A 20,602-nucleotide genomic window follows, 5' to 3' on the forward strand; every position below is an offset into this window, starting at 1 on the left:
GCCGTCGGCTTCGTCCGGCCGCGGCCGCCGCACAGCGGTACACCCCCGGACCGCGCCCCTTCGGAGCGCGTCTCCCCCTCAGGGCACATACCCGCACCGGGCGGTGGGGCTAACGCGAATGCGCGGCGGGCGGTCACAGCAGCGTCCGCGGCCGGACGGCGTTGGCGCGGTCGACGAGGACACGCCGGCGCACCGCGTCGGTGGTGATGCGCGCCCGCTCGCGATAGCTGCGCTCCAGGTTCGCGCGCAGCCCCTCCTCGGTCAGCGGTGCGCCCAGCAGCCGGGCGCGCGGCGACTCGGGGCCGTATCCGGCCGCCACCCAGTCGAGCGCGGTGCGCAGCACCCGCGCGTTGAGCCGGTCGCGGGCCTCGCCGCGCAGGCCGAGGCGGCCCAGCCGCGCCACGGCGTCCAGGAAGACCGCCTCCGACAGCGAGGCGGGCTCGCGGTCGGTCACCAGTGCGCTCACGGCCGCCATCTGCGCGGCGATGTAGACGCTGGACAGCTCCGGCACCATGTCCAGCACCTGCGCCGCCCCGGCGGGGTCGCCGCGGGCCAGGCGGATGCGGGCCAGGCCGAACCCGGCGCTGACGAAGGAGCGGTCGGTCAACCACACCGTGCGGTAGAGCTGCTCGGCCTCGTCGAGCCCGCCGGTGAGCTCGCAGGCGCCGGCGAGGCCGAGCTTGGGCGCGGCCTCGCCGGGCAGGTGGTCGAACAGCTCCTCGAAGCGGTCGCGGGCGTCGCAGCACTCGTGCGCGCCCAAAGCCATGACGGCCCAGTACCAGAACGGCCGCCAGTCGCCGGGCGCGCAGGCGCCGAACTCCTGCAGCTGGCGGGCGGCCTCGTCGCGGCGGCCCACCCCGATCAGGGCGCGCGCCAGCAGCAGCCGGGTCTCGGGGGTGGGACCGGCGTCGCCCTCCAGGGCGGCGGCCAGGTCCTCGTCGGGCAGCGCCGCGAGCCCGGACAGCTCCGCGGCGGCCTCGTCGGCGGGGTCGACGAGCGGCAGCGGCAGCGCGGCCGCGACGCTTCCCGGGTCGGGCGGGCCGAGCAGCCGGTCGGTCTCGTCGATGACCCGCACCAGGTTGCCCGAGGTGAACAGCGGGTGCTCCGCACCGAACAGGTTCGACGGGGCCGGGTGCGGGCGGCCGTGCATGTCCGAGAGCACCTCGCGCAGCACGCCGGTGAGCTGCTCGGCCATCTCGGCGGCCGCGGAGAAGCGCAGTTGGGGCTCGGGCTGCAGGGCGCGGCGCAGCAGCCGGTCGTAGGAGGGGTAGCGCCGCAGCACCGGCACGGACGCGGCGTCGGGCAGGTCGTCCCGGTAGGCGCCCCCGTAGTCGAACCGGAAGCTGAGCACGGCCAGGCAGCGCGCCACCGAGTACAGGTCGGAGCCGATCGAGGGGCCGATCTCGCGCAGCTCCCGCTCGGGCACGCGGTAGCCGACCGTGGTGTAGACGGGCGTGACCAGGTCGTCGATGCGCCGCACCGCGCCCAGGTCGATGATCTTGATCTGCTCCTCGCTCTGGATGACGTTGTCGGGCTTGAAGTCGCAGTACAGCAGCCCCTTGCTGTGCAGGTGGCCGAGGGCGCGCAGCGCTTCGAGCCCGTAGGCGATCACCCGGTCCGCCGGCAGGCCGTCGGCGCCGGGGTTGCGGTGCAGGTGCTCCATCCGCAGGTCCCACAGCGACTGCCCGCCGACGTACTCCATGACGATGTGGCCCGCGGGCACCCCGGTGCGCGGGTCGGGGTGCTGCACGAAGTTGTAGATCTTGACCACGTTGGGGTGCTCGACCTCGGCGAGCACCCCGCGCTCGGCGGCCGCGGTCTTGTGCGCCTCGGCGTCGCCGACGTTGAGCAGGCCCTTGAGCACCACCCACCGGTCGTCGACGTTGTGGTCGCGGGCGAGGTAGATCCAGCCGAGCCCGCCGTGGGCCAGGCAGCCCAGCACCTCGTACTGCCCGGCGACGACGTCGCCCGGCGCGAGCTTGGGCGTGAAGGAGAACTCGGTGCGGCAGGAGTGGCAGTAGCCCTCCGTGCGGCCGGGGCGGCTCCCGCGGGCGCGGCCCACGCTCGCGCCGCAGTGGCCGCACACCCGGCTCCGCTCGGCGACCACCGGGTTGCTCAGCACGGCGCCGGCGGGATCGCGGTAGGGCACGGGCGGCACCTCGACCATGCCCAGGCCCAGCAGGCCGCGCGACGAGGGCGCGCCCGGACGGCTCGAGGCGCCGACGGCCGGGCCGTCGCCCGAGTGCGCCCGCTGGCCCGGGATGCCCGAGGAGTCGGACAGGCGGGCCTCGCGCAGGCTCGGCGAGCGCCCCGACGACGGCGGCGGCGCGGCGGCCGGGCCGCCGCTGCGGGGGCGCCCGCCGTCCCGGGCCGCCCGTTCGGCGTCTCCGCCGACCTCCTGCGGCGCGGAGGGCCGCGACGGCGCAGGCGCGGTGGGCGGTGCCGCGGCGGCGGTGCCGGCCGCCCGCGGAGCGGGGACCACCGCCGAGCGGGCGACCGGCGCCATGCCGCACTCGTCGCAGTAGCCGTCGTCGACCACACCGGTGCAGTCGGGTTCGGCGCACTCGTTCATCGGCACGCTCCCGTTCCTCTGCGGGCACAGCGGCGCCCCGCGCCGACGCGGTCGGCCGGCACGCTGTGCGCCGGCGCTCGCGCAGCATGAGGCACGTTGCCTCCGAGTCTTACCCCGTTGCCGGAGCTCCACAAGCGGACGCGGCACCGGCGACCGTATCCGGCCGGTAACGCCTGGGTGACCCGGCGGCCATCCCCGTGTTCTTCGGCGGTACCGCCGTGCAGCGGGTGGGGCGACGGCGGCGGGACCGCCCCGCCGCCCCCGCCGGCCGTGTCTTTAGCGACTGCCGGGTAGCGGGCCGCGTACGTAAGGTAGTACCTCGATCGCGAACAGGCCACCGCCCGCGTTTCGCCGAGCGGCGCAGAACGTCCCCGCCGGAACCGCCTGGTGTGTGCGAAACCGGACCCGGCGGGGACGCCGACGCCGCCTGGGCGGTGATCGAACCCCTCGTGACGGCCACACGGCCATCCGGTCGGAGTGCTCGATGGAGCGACCGTTCTGCCGACCCGGCTGTGCAGTCACCCGGTTGCCCAGCGGTCGCTCAGGCGAGCCAGCCGGGGCGCACCATGCCGGTCTCATAGGCGATGACGACGAGCTGGGCCCGGTCGCGCGCGCCCAGCTTGGTCAGCACCCGGCTGACGTGGGTCTTGGCGGTCGCGGGGCTGAGTGTGAGCCGGCGGGCCAGCTCCTCGTTGGACAGGCCCTCGGCGACCGCGGCCATCACCTCGCGCTCGCGGTCGGTGAGCGAGTTCAGCCGCGGCGCCGGCGGCGGCTCCTTGATGCGCCCGGCGAACTCGCCGATGAGGCGGCGGGTGACCGAGGGCGCCAGCAGCGCGTCCCCACGGGCGACGACGCGCACACCGTGGATCAGCTCGGCGGGCTCGGTGTCCTTGACCAGGAACCCGCCGGCGCCGGCCTTGAGGGCGCCGTAGACGTACTCGTCGAGGTCGAACGTGGTGAGGATGACGACCTTCACGCCGCGCAGCGCGTCGTCGGCGGCGATGCGGCGCGTGGCCTCCAACCCGTCCAGAACCGGCATGCGGATGTCCATCAGCACGACGTCGGGCCGGTGTTCGCGGGCGGCGCGCACCGCCTCCTCGCCGTCACCGGCCTCGGCAACGACCGCGATGTCGTCCTCGCCTTCGAGCATGGAGCGGAAACCGGCGCGCACGAGTGTCTGGTCGTCGGCGAGCACCACCGTCGTCATGCGTGCCCCGCCTCCCTGTCGTTGCGGCCCTGACCGGCCGCTGTCCCTTTCCTACCAGGCCGCGGGGCCGCCGGGGAGGCCGCGCGGGGGCCTCAGCCGGAATCGGGGCGGAGAGGCCGGGCGGCACCCCCGCCGGGGGGCGTGGCAGCGCTACCGTCCGGCGCGTGCAGCGGGAATGCGGCGCGGACGGCGAAGCCGGGCCCGTCGTCGCGCGGGCCCGCGCTGCACGCGCCGCCGACCGCGGCGGCGCGCTCGCGCATCCCGCGCAGCCCGTTGCCCTGCGGGTCCGTTCCCGGGGCCGTGCCGCCGCCGTCGTCGGCCACCACGACCCGCAGCTCGCCGCCGCCGTAGTGGACGCACACCTCGGCGCCTGCGGCGCCGGAGTGCCGCAGCGCGTTGGTGAGGGACTCCTGCACGATGCGGTAGGCGGCCAGGTCCACCGCCGCGGGCAGCTGCGCGAGCCTGCCCGTGACCTCCAGGCGCACCGGGAGGCCGGCGGCCGCCGTCTGCTCGGCGAGGTCGTCCACGCGCGCCAAGGACGGCACCGGCGCCGTCGGCGCGCCGTCCTCGTCGACCTGGCGCAGCACGCCCAGCGTCGAGCGCAGCTCGCGCAGGGTGTCGCGGCTGGCCTCCTTGATGCGGTCGAGGGCCGCGTAGGCGGCGCCGGGGTCGTCCCTGCGGTGCGCGGCCGCACCGGCCTGCACGTTGATCAGGGAGATGCTGTGGGCGATCACGTCGTGCACCTCGCGGGCGATGCGCAGCCGCTCCTCGACGGCGCGGCGGCGGGCCTCCTCCTCGCGGGTGCGCTCGGCCTCGGCGGCGCGGTGCTGGGCTTCGCGCATGTAGGCGCGCTGGCTGCGGGCGATCTCGCCGACCAGCAGCACGACCAGGGCCCAGGAGAGCACCGACAGCGCGCGCGATGCCTGGAAGTCGAGCACCTCCACGACGCCCGAGACCGCCAGTACGGCGCCGACCGCGGCCAGGGCGGCGCTGCGCGCGCCGACCGCGCCCAACCGCACCACCGCGACCACGAGCCCCGCCCAGGCGACCCAGATGTCGGCGGTGACGGTCATGTAGTAGCCGAGGACGCTCAGGCCCATCCCGACCGCCGCGGTGTGCGGGAACCGCGTCAGCAGGGCCATCGCCGCGGTGCCCGCGAGCAGGATCGCCAGGCCCGGTTCGACGCCGTTCTGCCCGAAGGCCACGGCAAGCTGCAGCACGGCTACACCGGCGGCGAGCAGCAGGTCGACGGCCGCCTCGGGGATCCGCAGCGGACCGATCAGCAGGTTCCCGCTGCGGGAGGCCGCCGCCTCGTCGCCGCCCGCAGCAGCGGCGGCGCCGGCAGGCGGCCCGGCCCCGGTGCCGACGGCGGGACCGGCCGACCGGAGGGCGCGCAGCAGGGCCCGCGCCCGCCGGATCACCGGAGTGCTCCTCGCCCGCGCCGCGGGCGCCCGACGCGTTCCGGCATCACAGGCCCACCCTCCATCGGACGACGGCCGCCTTCTCAGCGGGGCCGTACAGCCAGAATGGAGTACGCGCGCGTGCGCACGCATCCCCCTCAGGAGGCAACCGCGGCTGCGACCGCGGGAGTAGGGCGCGCCCGGTTCAGGCCGTACCGCCGGTCTGCGGGCCCTCCTGTGCGGGGCCCCTGTGCAGTGTGCCGCCGGAGCCCTGGCCCAGGCCGCGCATGCGCAGGCTCAGACCGATGAGCGCCGCGCCGAAGACGATGGCGTAGGCGCCGATGGCGAAGGACATCGCGACCGCCCCGCCGAACGGCACGATCCAGATCACCAGGCCGAAGGCGACCGAGAGCGCGCCGCTGAAGATGTAGAGCCACTCGCCGTGGATCTCCCGGCGCAGCCGGTAGGCGGTGAGGATCTCGAACACGCCGGTGATGATCGCCCACAGGCCCAGCAGGATCGCCAGGACGAGCACGGTGGCCAGCGGCCAGGCCAGGATGATCAGACCGACGACCACGCCCAGGATCGCCTCCCAGACCAGCGGCGGGCGGTCGCCCTCCTCGGCGCGCAGGGCCGCCCAGCCCGCGAAGACGCCGTCGACGAGGGCGTAGACGCCGAAGACCGTCGCCAGCGCGATCGCCGTGATCCCGGGCCACAGGACCGCGACGAGCCCGAAGACGATCGCCGCGGCGCCCCGGACGGTGAGGACCCACCAGTGCTCTACCAGGTAGTCGAGCATGTCTCCCCCGATCGATCGACCACAGTGGCGCACTGCCCGGAGGCGGGCGCGGTGATGGTCGCGGGGGCGCAATTATTACCGGCGGCGGGGCAAGCCGATACCCGTCAGTGGTGCGGTGCGCGGTGTGCGCATGCAGGCACCCGGTCGCGCGGGCGGGGCGGCTCCGCCGCGCGGCCGGGTACGGGTGCGCCGCGCCTCAGCCGTTGTAGGAGCGCTGCGCCGGGCCGACGTAGAGCTGGCGCGGCCGGGCGATCCGGGCGGCGGGGTCGAGGCGCTGCTCGCGCCAGTGCGCGATCCAGCCGGGCAGCCGGCCGAGGGCGAACAGCACGGTGAACATGCTGGTCGGGAAGCCCATGGCGCGGTAGATGACGCCGCTGTAGAAGTCGACGTTGGGGTAGAGCTTGCGATCGGTGAAGTAGGAGTCGGCCAGCGCGCGGCCCTCCAGGCGCAGCGCGAGCTCGAACAGCTCGTCGGGCTGCTCCTGGCGGTCCAGGATCTGGGCGGCCAGCTCTTTGATCTCCTTGCTGCGCGGGTCGAAGTTCTTGTAGACCCGGTGCCCGAAGCCCATCAGCCGCGTGCCGCTCTCCTTGTCCTTGACCTTGGCCAGGAACGAGTCGACGTCGCCGCCGAGGCCGCGGATCTCCTCCAGCATCTCCAGCACGGCCTGGTTGGCGCCGCCGTGCAGGGGGCCGAACAGGGCGTTGATGCCGGCGGAGACGCTGCCGTAGAGGCTGGCCTGGGAGGAGCCGACGACGCGCACGGTGGCGGTGGAGCAGTTCTGCTCGTGGTCGGCGTGCAGGATGAGCAGCAGGTCCATCGCCTTGGCGTAGAGCTCGTCGAGCTCGCGGCTGCCGCTGTCGCCACCGAAGGTCATCCGCACGAAGTCCTCGACGTAGCCGAGGCTGTGGTCGGGCTCCAGCGGCTGCTCGCCCGCGGAGTTGCGGTAGATGCGCGCGGCGACGGTGGGCAGCTGCGCCAGCAGCAGCATCGTCGCGCGGTCGACCTGGTCGGAGTCGTCGGGATCGGTCGTGTCGGCGTAGAAGGCCGCCATGGTGTTGACCGCGGCGCCCAGCAGGATCATGGGATGGCCGTCGCGCGGCAGAGCGTCGATCATGGCCCGCATCTCGACGGGCAGGGCGGCGTTGGCGCGCAGCTGCTCGGTGAACTCCTTGAGCTCGCCCGGCCCGGGGAGTTCGCCGTGGATGAGGAGGTAGGCGACCTCCAGGAAGGAGCTTCCGGCCGCGAGTTCCTGGATGGGATAGCCGCGATAGCGGAGGATGCCCGCTTCGCCGTCGATATAGGTGATCTTCGACTGGCACGCGGCGGTGTTGGCGAACCCGGGGTCGAGGGTGACCATGCCGGCCCGGCTCAGCAGGGTCTTGGCCTCGAAGGCCTGTTCACCCTCGGTGCCGGTCAGCAGCGGCAGGGTGTGCGCCCCACCTTCGTACCGCAGCTCTACCGCGCGCTCTTTGCCGTCTTCGCTCATGCCTGAGCAACCTTTCCAGGCGGGGATGCGGGGGATCAGGGAAAGCCGCCGTCCCGGCTCGACCGTGTCTTGCGTTCAGTTCTTATTAAACTCCAGTGAAGCAAAACAGTACAATTGTCGCGCATTGGCGAACCGGTGACATGGGACACACCATAAAGCTGGCAAACAGTTTCCCATGTGCTAAAGAACCGTTGTTTTTCGCGCTCTCCGAAAGTGTACCTGTTTGACATCCGAACAGTCCTTCGCCCCCCGTGAAACACGGGGAGCCCCCGCCCCACGGGACATCGCGCCGCGCGGGCACCCCGGGGCGGAGGCCCGCCTCCCGCTCCCGCGCGGGCTCAGCCGGCGGCGCCGGTGCGCGGCGCCTGCCACGGACGCAGCCGCGGCAGCCACGCGGGCACGTTGCGGCGGTACTCGGCGTACTCGGCTCCGAAGGAGCGGGCCATCGTCGGCTCCTCGTAGAGCCGCACGAACACCGCGGTGACCGCCCAGAACACCAGCGCCCACAGGGCCACGCCCCACGAGCCGAACAGCAGCGCCTCACCGATGTTGACCGCGGTCAGCGCCACGTACATGGGATTGCGCACGTAGCGGTGGAAACCGTCCACGACCAGGTGCTCGGTGGGGGCGACCGGCGCCGGCGTGCCGCGGGCCGCGGCGAAGCGGGCAAACGCGTGCACGCACGCGTACAGGCCCGCGCAGGTCAGTACGGCGCCGAGAACCTGGGCCGCGATCCAGTACGGAAGCGGCTGGCGAAGCTCCCAGCCGCTGATCAGCCACGGAATGAGGCCGACCATCGTGCCCGGCGCCACGACGAAGAACACGGCACTGCCGACTGCTGCCGACGTCCGACTCCGCATCGTTCCTCCTTCCCGTCTTCCGCAGTCCTGTGCACTGCGGTCGGATGCCTTGCGGGATGCCGCGCGACCGCGGCACCGGCGCCCGGGCCGAGGCGGCCGGGGACGCTGATGCCTGGGTATCTGAAACTGCTCGATATGTATAGTAGTATCGAGTTTCATGATGGAGCAGAGGAACGAAGACGCGCGGCGGGTCCCGCCCGGCCTCGTCGACGCGGCCGTAGCGGCGGCGCGGGAGCGGGGTCGAGACGTCGCCGAGGTCCCGCTGACAGCCATCGCCGCGAAGGCCAACATCTCGCGCAGCACTCTGCTGCGCCGGCTCGGCGGAACGCGCGCCGCGCTGGACGCCGCCGTCCTGGCCTCCGGCGTCGACCCCGGGGGCCGCCCGCCCGTGCGCGAGCGCGCGGTCGCCGCGGCGGCGGAGATCATCGGCGACCGCGGGCTGGGCGGGGTCACCCTGGACGCCGTCGCGGCCGCCGCGCAGTGCTCGGTGCCCAGCCTGCACACGGTCTTCCACGGGCGCGACGGCCTCCTGTCGGCCGTCTTCGAGCGCTACGGGCCGGTGATCGGCATCGAGGCGGTCGCCGAGGACCCCCCGGAGCGCTTCGAGGACGTCGTCCACAGCCTCTTCCGGGCGATCGTCACCGCTTTCTCGAAGGAGCCGCGGGTGCTGCCCGCCATCGTCGCGGACCTCCTCGGCCGCCCCGACGGCCCGGGCTCGCGCCTGCTGGAGGCGGCGGTCCCCCGCCTGCTGCACGGGATGACCAGCCTGTTCGCCGCCGAGATCGAGGCCGGACGGCTGCGCCCGCTGCCCATGCCCGTCATCATCCAACTGCTCATCGGGCCGCCCGCGGTGCACATGATGGTGCGCCCGGCGCTGGACCGCGCCCTCGGCCCGGCGCTGCCCTCGGTCGACGACGCCTGCGCGATGTTCGCCGACGGGTTCCTGCGCGCCGTGGCCCCCGATCCGTCCACCGCCGAGGGCGGTCCACACGCGCCGGGCGGGACCGGGCCGCGGGAAGGGGTCTGAGGCCCCCGTTCTCAGCGGACGGCGGCGCCCCCGCCCTCGGCGACGGACCGCGAGCCGACCGGGCGCGGGGTGCCGGGGAAGAGCTGCCCGGAGTCCCCGCCGCGGCCCGGACCGTGCCGAGGCGGACGGCCCGCCGACCGCTCAGCCGCCTTCCGGCCCCAGCGCGGAGCGGATGCGGGAGAGCACGTCCGCGCCGGAGGCGGCCGCGGGGTAGACGGCCACCAGGACCGACTCCTGCGCCGCGGCGTCCCGGCCGCCGGCGCCGCCCGCGTCACCCTCTGGAACGGGAGGCTCGCGCAGCAGGGCGCCCAGTGATCCGGTCACGAACGCCATGGCCTCGTCGAACCGGCGCCAGGGCACCGGCTCCTGCGGGGCGTGCAGCCATGACCGCAGCACGTGGTTGTGCGCGGCGATCACCGACGCGGCCAGCGCCTCGCCGGTCAGGGCCCGCCGCCCCGCCGTCTCGCCGCGGCCCAGGAAGCGGCTGAACGCCGCCTGGTAGCGGGCGGTCATGGCGATCTCGCGGTCGCGCAGCCGGGGCACGGCGCGCACCAGGCGGAAGCGGGGCACGGTGATCTCGGGCGAGCGCACGTACTCCTGGAAGACCATGCGCGCGGCGGAGCGCACCGTGGCCACGGGGTCGTCGTCGGGCGCGGCCTCCAGGAAGCGCTCGACGGTCTCGAACAGGTCGTCGTGCTCGGCGAAGAGGATGTCCTCCTTGGACCCGAACCGGCGAAAGAGGCTGCGCCTGCTCATCCCGGCGGCGGCGGCGATGTCGTCCATGGTCGTGGCCTCGTAGCCGGCCTCGCTGAACAGCCGCACCGCCACCTCGACCACCGCGGTCCGGGCCGCGCCGCCCGGCCTGCCCCGATCGCCCTCCGCGCGCTCAGCCACCTCGGCCCCATTCCCCGTCGATCCGCTGCGTGTTCCCCGTGCTCCTCCCACGAGTATCGGCCGTCGTTCCGTTCGTCGCACCCGATCCGTATGATGACACTAGATGCCATGTATGGACACGCAGTGCCAGATGGCGACACGGCCAGCCGGGACCGAGGAAGGCGGGAAGCGTCATGGGCGACTTCGACCTGTTCAGCATCACCGAAGAGCACGAGCAGCTGCGCGAGGCGGTACGCGCCGTCTCCGACGACAAGATCGCTCCGCACGCGGCCGAGGTCGACGAACGGTCCGAGTTCCCCAAGGCGGCCCACGACGCGCTCGTGGACACCGACTTCCACGCCGCGCACATCCCCGAGGAGTACGGCGGTGTGGGCGCCGACGCCGTCGCGACCTGCATCATCATCGAGGAGGTCGCCCGCGCCTGCGCGTCCTCCTCGCTCATCCCGGCGGTGAACAAGCTGGGCACGATGCCGCTGATCCTGGGCGCCTCCGAGGAGGTCAAGCAGCGCTACCTGGCACCCGTGGCCGGCGGCGAGGCGATGTTCTCCTACGGCCTGTCCGAGCGCGAGGCCGGCTCCGACACCGCCGCCATGCGCACCCGCGCCGAGGCCGACGGCGACGACTGGATCCTGAACGGGCAGAAGTCCTGGATCACCAACGCGGGGGTGAGCCGGTACTACACGGTCATGGCCGTCACCGACCCCGACGGCAAGCGCGGCGGCAACGTCAGCGCGTTCGTGCTGCACGCCGACGACCCCGGCTTCACCCTCGGCGAGCCCGAGCGCAAGCTGGGGATCAAGGGCTCGCCCACCCGCGAGCTGTACTTCGACGACGTGCGCATCCCCGGCGACCGCCTGGTCGGCGGCGTCGGCGAGGGCCTCAAGCTCGCGCTGCGCACGCTGGACCACACCCGGGTCACGATCGGCGCCCAGGCGGTGGGCATCGCCCAGGGTGCGCTGGACCACGCGGTGGCCTACGCCAAGGAGCGCAAGCAGTTCGGCTCCGCGATCGCCGACTTCCAGGGCATCCAGTTCATGCTCGCCGACATGGCGATGAAGCTGGAGACCGCCCGGCAGATGGTCTACGTCGCCGCCGCGAAGTCCGAGCGCGGCGACGCCGACCTGCCGTTCTTCGGCGCCGCGGCCAAGTGCTACGCCTCCGACGCCGCCATGGAGATCACCACCGACGCCGTCCAGCTCCTCGGCGGCGCCGGCTACGTCAAGGACTTCCCGCTGGAGCGCATGATGCGCGACGCCAAGATCACCCAGATCTACGAGGGCACCAACCAGATCCAGCGCCTGGTAATGGCCCGCCAGCTGCTGAAGTAGGCCGCGGCCCGCGGCCCGCGGCACCGCACGGCTCCGGCGGAGCGACGCTTGCCCCGTCCGCGGTCCGCCCGCGGTCCGTCCGCCGGTTGCTGCGCTCGGGTCAGTCGGGCTGGTCGGAGGACCAGCCCGACCAGCGGGTGACCTCGACGAGGACGACCGGACCGGAGGGCGGGGCGTCGCGGTACTGGGCGTAGCGCTCCTGGAGGCGGCGGACCGCGGTGCGGTGCTCGGGGGGCGCGTTCTGGGAGTCGGTCCCCGGGTCCACGATGCGGGCGAGGCCGTCGGCGCGCACCCACCACAGCCGGGACCAGTCGTCGGAGTACGCGTCGGCCAGCAGGCACACCCGCGGGTTGGCGGCGATGTTGGCGAGGCGCCGCAGGGCGGTCGTGCGCTTGGGCTTGTGGTCGACCGCGAAGGCGACGGTGTCGGCGTCCTGCCCCTGACCGGCGATCAGGGCGAACGTGACCGGCACCAGGTGGGGCAGACCGTCGGCGTCCGCCGTGGCAAGGCGTGCGACGCGCGCGCGGGCGAAGTGCTCCCGGCACTGTCGGGCGTTCCAGCGCATACCGCGAGCCTGCCACGGAAGGCGGCCCCGGCGGGCGCGCCCCGCCCCGAAGCGGCCGATCCGGCCGGGCCGATCGGGCCGCGCGCTCGTACGGCCGGTCGGGCCGGGCGGCTCCGCCGCTACTCGGCCGGCTCGAAGGACTCGGCCGCCTCGTCCAGGATCGCCTTGTTGCGCGCGAAGTCCTCCTCGGTGGACACCAGGAACAGCGCGTAGCCCTTCTCCTCGGTGTGGAACGCCCGGTCCACGGCGTGCATGGCGGTGCCGTGCTGCCCCGTGAAGGTGAACTCCCAGTCGGCCGCGCTGATGTAGTCGTCGGTGTAGGGCTCGCCGAGGGCCTCGATCCCGACCAGCGAGTAGCCGTCGAAGTTCGCCGACATGCGCGGCTCCTGGGCCACCCAGTCGTCCTTGGCGTTCGACGCCGGGGCGTCGCTCTGGTCGATCTGCAGGTAGCCCTGCTCGCCGGGGATGTCGAAGAAGACGCTGCTGCCGTTGCGGTTGTCCAGCGGCCAGTCCTCGGGGACCTCGACGGAGAACCCGGTGGGGTCCTCGTGCTCGGTCATCTCGGGCAGCTCCGGCTCGTCCTCGCCGTCGTCGCCCGCGGCCTCCGTCGCCTGCCCGCCGGAGTCCGGCGCCGCCGCAGTGCCGTCCTGCCCCGCTTCCGAGGAGTCCGCGCTCGGCCCGGCGGTGCCGCCCGCGGCGCCGGCCTCCTCCCCGGGGGCGCCCTGGCGGCTGCCGATCCAGGCCACCGTCCCCGCGACCAGCACCAGCGCCGCCAGTCCGCCCGCGACCGCCAGCGCAGCACCGCCGCGGCGGCCGCCGCGCTCCGGTGCCGGCCCCGCTGCCGGAACGGGTCCGGGCGGGTCCGCTGACACGGGTGCCGCGCCGGCGCTCTCGCCGATGCGGGAGGTGCCCGACGCCGGCGCGGAATGCGCGACGTGCAGGGCCGCCCCGGCGGGGGCGTGCTGCGCCGCGTCGTCCCGGCGCCCGGCCGGAGCCGCCGAGTCCCGGTCCCGGCGGGCGTCCTCGACCGCGGCCTGGAGCAGTGCGGCCGCCTCGTCGACCGAGGGCCGGTCACCGGGCTCCTTCTGCAGCAGGCGTTCGATGACCGGCTCCAGCACTCCCGCCGACGCCGGCTGCGGTACCTCCGCGGTGACGATGGCGGTCAGCGTGGCCATGGGTGTGTCGCGATGGAAGGGCGTGGTGCCCTCGACCGCCTGGTAGAGGGTCACGCCCAGGGCCCAGATGTCGCTGGCCGGCGTGGCCGGCTTGCCGTGCGCCTGCTCGGGCGCGAGGTAGCTCGGCGACCCCACGAGCAGGCCGGTGCTCGTGAGGTGGCTGGAGCCCTCCAGGTGCGCGATGCCGAAGTCGGTCAGCACCGCGCGGTCGCCGCGGGCGATGAGCACGTTGGCGGGTTTGATGTCGCGGTGCACGATGCCGCGCTCGTGGGCGAGCGACAGCGCGGCCGCCACCTGCGCGCCGATGCCCGCGGCCCGCTCCGGCTCGAACGCACCGCCGCTCTTGATGAGGGAGCCGAGCGACGGCCCGCGCACCAGCTCCATGACGATCCAGGGCCGCTCGTCGATCTCGACCACGTCGAAGACGGTGATGATCGAGGGATGGCTGAGCTGGGCCGCGTGGCGGGCCTCCCGCAGCATCCGGGTACGCAGCACCTCGACCTCGGCGGCGGGCAGCTGCGGGGGGATGAGCAGCTCCTTGACGGCCACCGGCCGGTCCAGAAGCTCGTCGACGCCCTCCCAGACGCGCCCCATCCCGCCCTCGCCGATCAACTCGGTCAGGCGGTAGCGGCCGGACAGCAGGCGCCCCGGCTCACTGCTCTCGTTCGTCATCGATGGGGATTCCTCGTAGTGGGATGGCGGTGCCCGGCGGAGGGGGCGCGGTCAAGGCGAGTTTAGGAGCAGTCGCGGGCCTTCACGGGCGCGCGGTGCGCCCGGCCGAGGCGCCGGGTTGACCCCGTCGACCGCCGTGGACGGACGGAGCGCCCGGTGCAGCCGTTTGAACTGGGACGACGCGGAGTTCCCGAATCGGGCGGCCGGTTGCGGCCGCCGCGGTCGCATACGGGATTCCGGTTTTTATCCGCGCCACAGCGCCTGCGGCTATTGTGTAACCGTGATATGCCCTAAGTGCCAAGGCCAGATGCAGACGTTCGACCGTATGGGGATCCACCTCGAGCAGTGCCCGAACTGCCGGGGCATCTTCCTCGACCGAGGCGAGCTTGAGCAGATCATCTCCGCCGAACAGCGCCACTACAGCCACGCTCCCGGTCCCGCCGGCCCCGTGGGCGGCCCCGCTCCGGTGCGGCCCTACCGCGACTCCCCCGCGCCCTACCACGGTGGCGGCCACGGCGGCCACGGCGGCGGCTACCGCGACTCCCCCCGCCCCTACGGTTACGGCGACTCCCCCCGCCCCTACGGCAACAAGCGCCGCAAGAGCTTTCTGGAAGGGCTCTTCGACTAGCGTGCGCGCCACCACCGCACCCGCCCGCCGGCGCGGCCCCGTGCGCGGGACGGCCGCGTGAACCCGCTGATCTGCGCACGCTGCGGAGAGTTCACCGACCGACCGCACGTCGACGCCGACGACCCGACGGGCGCGGTGCTGTGCTGTGCCCGCTGCGGCCACCGCGAGCCCTTCCGGCGGCTGCCGCTGCTGTGCGTGACCGGCCCCAGCGGCACCGGCAAGTCCACCGTCGCGCGCCTGCTGCTGGAGAGCCTCTCGCAGCGGTTCGTGGTGCTGGAGCAGGACCTGCTGTGGACCGGCGGGCTGCGCGATTCCGACACCGAGCACCCGCTGTTTCGCACCACGTGGCTGCGCACCGCCGCGATGATCCAGCAGAACGGCCGCCCGGTCGTGCTGTGCGGCACCGTCGTGCCTCCGGAGTTCGAGGCGCTGCCCGAGCGCGCACTGTTCTCGGAGATCCGCTACCTGGCGCTGATGTGCGACCCCGGGGTGCTCGCCGCGCGGCTGCGCGCGCGGCCGGCCTGGCGGCAGTGGGACGAGCCCCGCATCGCCGAGATGCTCGACTACGCCCGGTGGGTCGAGGAGACCGCGCACGAGATGGACCCGCCCGTCGACCTGCTGGACACCACCGGGGTCCCGGCGGAGCGCACCGCCGAGGAGGTCGCCCGGTGGGCCCTCCGCACAACGGGCGCAGCCGGCGCACCTGCTGCTGCGGGCCTGCGGGCGGACGCCGCCGGCCGCCCCTCCCGCGACTCGGCCCCTCTGCGCTGACACGCGCAGGCTCCCTCTCAGCACCGCCGCGCCGGATCCCGCGGCCGCCGGAAACCCTGGCTCCCGCGCTGATCGCCGCACTGTGCGCGGCCTTCTGGCAGCGCTCGCTGGGCTGGGGGCTGGTCGTCATCGACGGCGGGCTGGCGGTGAAGATCGCCTGAACGGTCGCCAACTCCGGGGCGGACGGCCTGGCCACAGTGCTGCCGCTGGGGGCGGGCGGACTGGTGATGACCGCCGTCATCGTGGCGGTCGCCAAGTGGCGCGGACTGCGCCTTTCGCTGCTGCGCGGGAACGCGTCCGCGGCGGCCGACCGGCCGCCCGAGCGCGTCTGAAACCATATGACCGCACCGGGCGCACGGACGCGATCGGAACACCGACCAGGGAAGGAGGCCGCGGTGCCTCCCGCGTTCTCCGCCGAGGAGAAGGCCCGTATCAAAGGGGTGCTGCTGGAGTCGGGGCGGCGGCTGTTCACGACGCGGGGGCTGCGCAAGACCTCGCTGGAGGACCTGGTGGCGCCCGCCGAGATCGCGAAGAGCAGCTTCTACCAGTTCTTCGACTCCAAGGAGGCGCTGTACCTGGAGCTGATGACCGACCGCATGACCGAGGTCAGGGGCGCCACGGTCGACGACGCGCTGCTGTCGGCGCCCGACACCCGCGAAGGGCTTCGGCGGTTCCTGCACGCCACCGTCACCGTGCTCACCACCGACCCGCTCTACAGCCGGCTGATGACCCACCCCGAGGAGATGGAGGCGGTGGCCCGCCGCCACGACCCGGAGTCGGTGACCGGCGTTCCCGGGAACCCGGTCACCGCCCTGTTCTCCTTCGTCGACGAGAAGCGCGGCGAAGGCGCGCTCGTGGGGGCGGATCCGGCGGTCATCGTCGGCGTCCTCCAGGCGGTCCTGCTGCTGCCCATGCACGCCGGGCGCCTCGCCTCGCCGGAACGCTACCCCGAGGTGCTCGACCTCCTCGTCGACATCGTCGCCGCCGGGCTGGCGCCGGACGGGCGGTGACGGACGGGCCGTGCCGCCTTCGCAGCGCGGAGGCGAAGGGAGCCGTCCGTGGCTCCGGCGGCCCGTCAGCGGCCCTCGCGGCGGGGCCGCCGGTCCGCGCTCACCGGTCGCGCCGGAGCATCGCCAAGAAGTCGGACAGCCTCAACCGCTCCGGCGCCGCGGAGCCGCCGGAGCCGACCTCCGGGGACGCAGGGGACGTCTTCCAGGGCACCTCCTCCTGCGTGGGGGACTGCGGCGTGAAGGAGACCGGGAGGCGGGTGAGCGACCGGGAGAACGGGGAGCTGCGCCACTCCAGCTCGGCGGCCGGCACGGCCAGGCGCACGCCGGGCAGCCGGCGCAGCAGCGTCCGGACGCCGGTCGTCGCGATCATGGTCGCGAGGTCCTGCGCGGGGCAGCGGTGCGGACCGACGCCGAACGAGAGGTGGGCGCGGTTGGCGGTGGCCCCCGCCTCCTCCTGGGCGTTGGCGCCGGCCATCGCCCGGTTGGCCGCCGCGTAGCCGAGGAGGACGGGCGAGCCCTCGGGCAGCGTGCCGCCGTTGGGCAGCGAGACGTCGGAGACGGGATACAGCACCGGATAGCCGATCAGCGGCGGGTCCTGCCAGAGCACATGCTCGATCGCGTCCTCGACGTCCATGCGCCCGCTGACGATCTCGTCGCAGAAGGCGGAGTCGGTGAGGATCATCCGCATGGCGTTGCCGATGAGGTTGGCCGTGGGTTCGTTGCCCGCCCCCACGATCAGCACCAGGTGCTGCAGTACCTCCTCGTCGCTCAGGCCGGCGCGGTGGTCCAGCAACCGCGTTGTGACGTCGTCGCCCGGCTCCTTGCGCTTGCGGGCGATGACCCCGGAGACCACGCGCTCCAACTCGGCGCCGGCGCGCTCGGAGTCGGCGGCGTCCATCATGGCGGCCAGAGCAGTGATGAACCGCCGGCCGCTGTCCTCGTCGAACCCGAAGATGCGGTTCATGACCGTCAGCGGCAGCACGCGGGCGTACTCGTCGATGAGGTCGGCCTCGCCCAGCTGGCAGAACCCGTCGACCAGCGACTCGGCGACGCGGGCGGTGTAGGCGGTGGTCTCGGCGGAGTCGATCCCGCCGAGACTGTCGGTGACGGCGCGGCGCAGCCGCTTGTGCTCGGCCCCGTCGGCGAAGAGCACGTTGGGACGGTGCTCCATCATGCCCAGCACGCCCGCGTCCTCGGGGATCAGACCCGAGCGCCAGTCGCTCCAGCGCCGGGCGTCGCGGCTGAACGTGGCGGTGTCGCGGCACCAGGCGATGATCGTGGCGTAGTCGAGGACCAGCCAGCCGCGGACCCCCGGTTCGAGCATGGCGGGCACGACCGGGCCGTAGGCGTCGCGCACGCGCCGGTAGACGCGGTCCGGATCCCGGTGGAATTCAGGCTTGTACGGCTCGGCGTACGGGCATCCGTCGGTCACTCGGTCCGTCCTCGGGCTCGCGGGGCGTGACGCGCGGCGGCGCGGCGGCGCCCGGTCGGCCCACCGCACCCCGATGCGCCCGGACTCCCCGAAAGGGGAAGGGGGTTCGGCGACGAACCCTACGTCAACCGACGTGCGGAAAAAAGCTCTGCGCGACCGGTCCGCGACGCAATGTCCACCGGTTACGGGCTTGCACCATCCTCGAATTCCTGTCCCGCACCGGTCGGTAGGCGGCACCCGTCCGCGTTCGCCCGGCCCGGCGCCCGCAGGCGTCCGGAGGCGGCGGACGGCCGCCGCCTCCGGACGTATCCCGCGTCCTCCGAGCTCAGCGCGCCGACGCGGCCGACGGCGCCGGTGCGGCCGCGCCGCCGGCGTCGGCGTCGGCGTCGGCGGGGCGATCGGGACCGCGCCCGTCCTCGCCGTCGCGCGCCAGCGGGCGGAACGTCCGCAGCCGCAGGCTGTTGCTCACGACGAACACGCTGGACAGCGCCATCGCGCCGCCGGCGATCATCGGGTTGAGCAGCCCGGCGGCCGCCAGCGGCAGCGCGAGGACGTTGTAGCCGAACGCCCAGAACAGGTTGCCGCGGATGGTGGCCAGGGTGCGGCGGGAGAGCCGGATGGCGTCGGCGGCCACCCGCAGGTCGCCGCGCACCAGCGTGAGGTCGCCCGCCTCGATCGCGACGTCGGTCCCGGTGCCCATGGCCAGGCCGAGGTCGGCCTGCGCCAGCGCAGCGGCGTCGTTGACCCCGTCGCCGACCATGGCGACCGTGCCGCCCTGCTCCTGCAGCCGCCGCACCACGGCGACCTTGTCCTCGGGCAGCACCTCGGCCACGACCTCGCCGATGCCGACCTCGGCTGCGACGGCCTCGGCCACCCCGGAGGTGTCGCCGGTCAGCAGGACCGGGCGCAGGCCCAGCGCACGCAGCCGGGCGACCGCCTCCTTACTGGTGGGCTTGAGCGTGTCGGAGACGGCGAGCACGGCGCGGGCGGCGCCGTCCCAGCCCACCGCGACCGCGGTGCGCCCCTGCTCCCGGTCGCGCTCGACCGCGCGCTCCAGCTCCTGCGGAAGCTCCATGCCTCGTTCGGCTAGCAGGGCGGGGCGCCCGACCAGTACCCGGCGTCCCTCCACGACGCCCTCGACCCCGCGGCCGCCGATGGCGGCGAAGCCGTCGACTCCGGGGAGCCCGCCGACGCGCTGGACCGCGCCCGCGGCGATCGCCCGGCCGATCGGGTGCTCGGACGCGTCCTCGACCGCACCGGCCAGCCGCAGCGCCTCGGCCTCGTCGACTCCGCCCGCGGCCGCGACACCCGCCAGCGCCATGCGCCCGGTGGTGACGGTGCCGGTCTTGTCCAGCACCACGGTGTCGATGCGGCGGGTGGTCTCCAGCACCTCGGGGCCCTTGATCAGGATGCCCAACTGCGCACCGCGGCCGGTGCCCACCAGCAGGGCGGTGGGTGTGGCCAGGCCCAGCGCGCACGGGCAGGCGATGATCAGCACGGCCACCGCCGCGGTGAACGCCTCGGCGGCGCCGCCGGTGCTCAGCCAGAACCCGAGGGTGGCCGCCGCGAGCGCGATCACGACGGGCACGAACACGCCCGAAACGCGGTCGGCCAGGCGCTGGACCTCGGCCTTGCCGCTCTGCGCGTCCTCGACCAGCCGGGCCATCTGCGCCAGCTGAGTGTCGGAGCCCACGCGGGTGGCGCGCACGAGCAGCCGGCCGCCGACGTTGGCGGTCGCGCCGGCGACCGGCGAGCCCGGGCCGACCTCCTCGGGCACCGACTCACCGGTGAGCATGCTGCGGTCCACGGCGGAGGTGCCCTCCTGCACCTCGCCGTCGGCGGCGAACTTCTCGCCGGGGCGGACGGCGAACACGTCGCCGACCGCGAGCCGGTCGACGGGCACCCGCTCCTCGCGGCCGCCGCGCACGACGGCGGCGTCCTTGGCTCCGAGTTCGAGCAGCGCGCGCAGCGCGGCGCCGGCGCGGCGCTTGGACCGGGCCTCGAAGTAGCGGCCGAGCAGGATGAAGGAGGTCACGCCGGCGGCGACCTCCAGGTAGATGTTCCCGGCGCCGCCGCCGCGCTCGACGGTCAGCGAGAAGGCGTGCATCGTGCCCGGCTCGCCCGCCGTGCCGAGGAACAGCGCGTAGAGCGACCAGCCGAAGGCGGCCAGCGTGCCCATCGACACCAGGGTGTCCATGGTGGCCTGGCCGAGCCGCAGGTTCTTGGCGGCGGCCCGGTGGAACGGCAGGGCGCCCCAGACCACGACCGGCGCGGCGAGGGTGAGCGAGGCCCACTGCCAGTAGGTGAACTGCAGCGCGGGGACCATGGCCATGGCGATGACCGGCGCCGACAGCAGGAGGCTGACGGCGGTGCGCGTACGCAGGGAGCGCAGCGGGTCGTTCGGCCCGCCCTCGGCCGCGGCGGAGTCCGCGCCGCGTTCGGCATCGGGCGGCGGAGGCGGGGTGGCGGTGTAGCCGGCCTTCTCGACCTGGGCGACGAGGTCGTCGGCGCTGACACCGTCGGCGTAGGTGACCCGGGCCTTCTCGGTGGCGTAGTTGACCTCGGCGGTGACGCCGTCGAGCTTGTTGAGCTTCTTCTCGACCCGGTTCGCGCACGAGGCGCAGGTCATACCGCCGATCGCGAGCTCGATCCGGTGTTCGGCCCCGGCCGGGGCGCGCTTCGGTTCCACGCTTTCGCTGCTCATCGCCTTGTGACCTCCTCCGCGGCCGGAGCCGCACGTCGCGAGGGTGCTGATCGGGAGCGCGCCGGAGAATCC

General features: G+C 74.1%; 17 protein-coding genes. 6 read left to right on the plus strand and 11 right to left on the minus strand.

All coding sequences use genetic code 11. The annotated features are described in order from the left end of the window. Positions 1 to 133 precede the first annotated feature (133 nt). The 6 genes from ABEA15_RS12830 to ABEA15_RS12855 form a co-directional block, all read right to left on the minus strand. Positions 134 to 2,572, minus strand: coding sequence for a serine/threonine-protein kinase (locus ABEA15_RS12830; RefSeq protein ID WP_345556868.1), 2,439 nt, complete (start codon positions 2,570 to 2,572; stop codon positions 134 to 136). 541 nt (positions 2,573 to 3,113) lie between these two features. Further along, positions 3,114 to 3,779: a response regulator transcription factor gene (locus ABEA15_RS12835; RefSeq protein WP_344141057.1), complete on the minus strand. Its 666-nt coding sequence runs from the start codon at positions 3,777 to 3,779 to the stop codon at positions 3,114 to 3,116. A 92-nt stretch (positions 3,780 to 3,871) separates the two neighbouring features. After that, positions 3,872 to 5,200: a sensor histidine kinase gene (locus tag ABEA15_RS12840; RefSeq protein ID WP_345556810.1), complete on the minus strand. Its 1,329-nt coding sequence runs from the start codon at positions 5,198 to 5,200 to the stop codon at positions 3,872 to 3,874. Positions 5,201 to 5,384: 184 nt separating this feature from the next. Beyond that, positions 5,385 to 5,978, minus strand: a complete 594-nt coding sequence (locus ABEA15_RS12845; protein ID WP_344141060.1) for an HdeD family acid-resistance protein — start codon at positions 5,976 to 5,978, stop codon at positions 5,385 to 5,387. Between the two features lie 196 nt (positions 5,979 to 6,174). Beyond that, a complete protein-coding gene (locus ABEA15_RS12850) occupies positions 6,175 to 7,464 on the minus strand; it encodes a citrate synthase (RefSeq protein ID WP_345556811.1) in 1,290 nt (429 codons plus the stop codon). Between the two features lie 338 nt (positions 7,465 to 7,802). Continuing rightward, positions 7,803 to 8,324: a methyltransferase family protein gene (locus ABEA15_RS12855; RefSeq protein WP_345556812.1), complete on the minus strand. Its 522-nt coding sequence runs from the start codon at positions 8,322 to 8,324 to the stop codon at positions 7,803 to 7,805. A 157-nt stretch (positions 8,325 to 8,481) separates the two neighbouring features. Here ABEA15_RS12855 and ABEA15_RS12860 point away from each other — a divergent pair, with 157 nt between their 5' ends. Then, positions 8,482 to 9,351 (plus strand): TetR/AcrR family transcriptional regulator, encoded by an 870-nt coding sequence (locus ABEA15_RS12860; protein ID WP_345556813.1) that lies wholly within the window; start codon positions 8,482 to 8,484, stop codon positions 9,349 to 9,351. Between the two features lie 141 nt (positions 9,352 to 9,492). Here ABEA15_RS12860 and ABEA15_RS12865 read toward each other — a convergent pair whose 3' ends face one another. Then, positions 9,493 to 10,245 (minus strand): TetR/AcrR family transcriptional regulator, encoded by a 753-nt coding sequence (locus tag ABEA15_RS12865; protein ID WP_344141066.1) that lies wholly within the window; start codon positions 10,243 to 10,245, stop codon positions 9,493 to 9,495. A gap of 173 nt (positions 10,246 to 10,418) precedes the next feature. Between ABEA15_RS12865 and ABEA15_RS12870 the strand changes: the two genes are divergently transcribed. Then, the gene (locus ABEA15_RS12870; RefSeq protein WP_344141068.1) at positions 10,419 to 11,573 is read left to right on the plus strand and encodes an acyl-CoA dehydrogenase family protein; all 1,155 of its coding nucleotides are present in this window, start codon (positions 10,419 to 10,421) and stop codon (positions 11,571 to 11,573) included. Between the two features lie 100 nt (positions 11,574 to 11,673). Here ABEA15_RS12870 and ABEA15_RS12875 read toward each other — a convergent pair whose 3' ends face one another. Beyond that, positions 11,674 to 12,138: a TIGR03668 family PPOX class F420-dependent oxidoreductase gene (locus ABEA15_RS12875; RefSeq protein ID WP_344141070.1), complete on the minus strand. Its 465-nt coding sequence runs from the start codon at positions 12,136 to 12,138 to the stop codon at positions 11,674 to 11,676. Positions 12,139 to 12,257: 119 nt separating this feature from the next. Beyond that, positions 12,258 to 13,985: a serine/threonine-protein kinase gene (locus ABEA15_RS12880; protein WP_345556814.1), complete on the minus strand. Its 1,728-nt coding sequence runs from the start codon at positions 13,983 to 13,985 to the stop codon at positions 12,258 to 12,260. A 280-nt stretch (positions 13,986 to 14,265) separates the two neighbouring features. On the opposite strand from ABEA15_RS12880, the gene ABEA15_RS12885 reads away from it, so the two are divergent. The 4 genes from ABEA15_RS12885 (at position 14,266) to ABEA15_RS12900 (ending at position 16,394) form a co-directional block, all read left to right on the plus strand. Further along, a complete protein-coding gene (locus ABEA15_RS12885) occupies positions 14,266 to 14,613 on the plus strand; it encodes a TFIIB-type zinc ribbon-containing protein (RefSeq protein ID WP_344141073.1) in 348 nt (115 codons plus the stop codon). A gap of 57 nt (positions 14,614 to 14,670) precedes the next feature. Further along, on the plus strand, positions 14,671 to 15,384 hold the full coding sequence (locus ABEA15_RS12890; RefSeq protein WP_344141074.1) for an AAA family ATPase: 714 nt from the start codon (positions 14,671 to 14,673) through the stop codon (positions 15,382 to 15,384). A gap of 197 nt (positions 15,385 to 15,581) precedes the next feature. Then, complete coding sequence (locus tag ABEA15_RS12895; RefSeq protein WP_345556815.1) at positions 15,582 to 15,716, plus strand: hypothetical protein; 135 nt, start codon at positions 15,582 to 15,584, stop codon at positions 15,714 to 15,716. Positions 15,717 to 15,779: 63 nt separating this feature from the next. Then, on the plus strand, positions 15,780 to 16,394 hold the full coding sequence (locus ABEA15_RS12900) for a TetR/AcrR family transcriptional regulator (protein ID WP_345556816.1): 615 nt from the start codon (positions 15,780 to 15,782) through the stop codon (positions 16,392 to 16,394). 100 nt (positions 16,395 to 16,494) lie between these two features. On the opposite strand, the gene ABEA15_RS12905 is transcribed toward ABEA15_RS12900, so the two are convergent. Both ABEA15_RS12905 and ABEA15_RS12910 read right to left on the minus strand, forming a co-directional pair. Continuing rightward, positions 16,495 to 17,826 (minus strand): cytochrome P450 family protein, encoded by a 1,332-nt coding sequence (locus tag ABEA15_RS12905; protein ID WP_344141077.1) that lies wholly within the window; start codon positions 17,824 to 17,826, stop codon positions 16,495 to 16,497. A gap of 325 nt (positions 17,827 to 18,151) precedes the next feature. Next, positions 18,152 to 20,530, minus strand: a complete 2,379-nt coding sequence (locus tag ABEA15_RS12910) for a heavy metal translocating P-type ATPase (RefSeq protein ID WP_345556817.1) — start codon at positions 20,528 to 20,530, stop codon at positions 18,152 to 18,154. Positions 20,531 to 20,602: the final 72 nt, after the last annotated feature.

Origin of the sequence: Streptomonospora halophila (genome assembly GCF_039542725.1) — a bacterium.
Taxonomy (GTDB): domain Bacteria; phylum Actinomycetota; class Actinomycetes; order Streptosporangiales; family Streptosporangiaceae; genus Streptomonospora; species Streptomonospora halophila.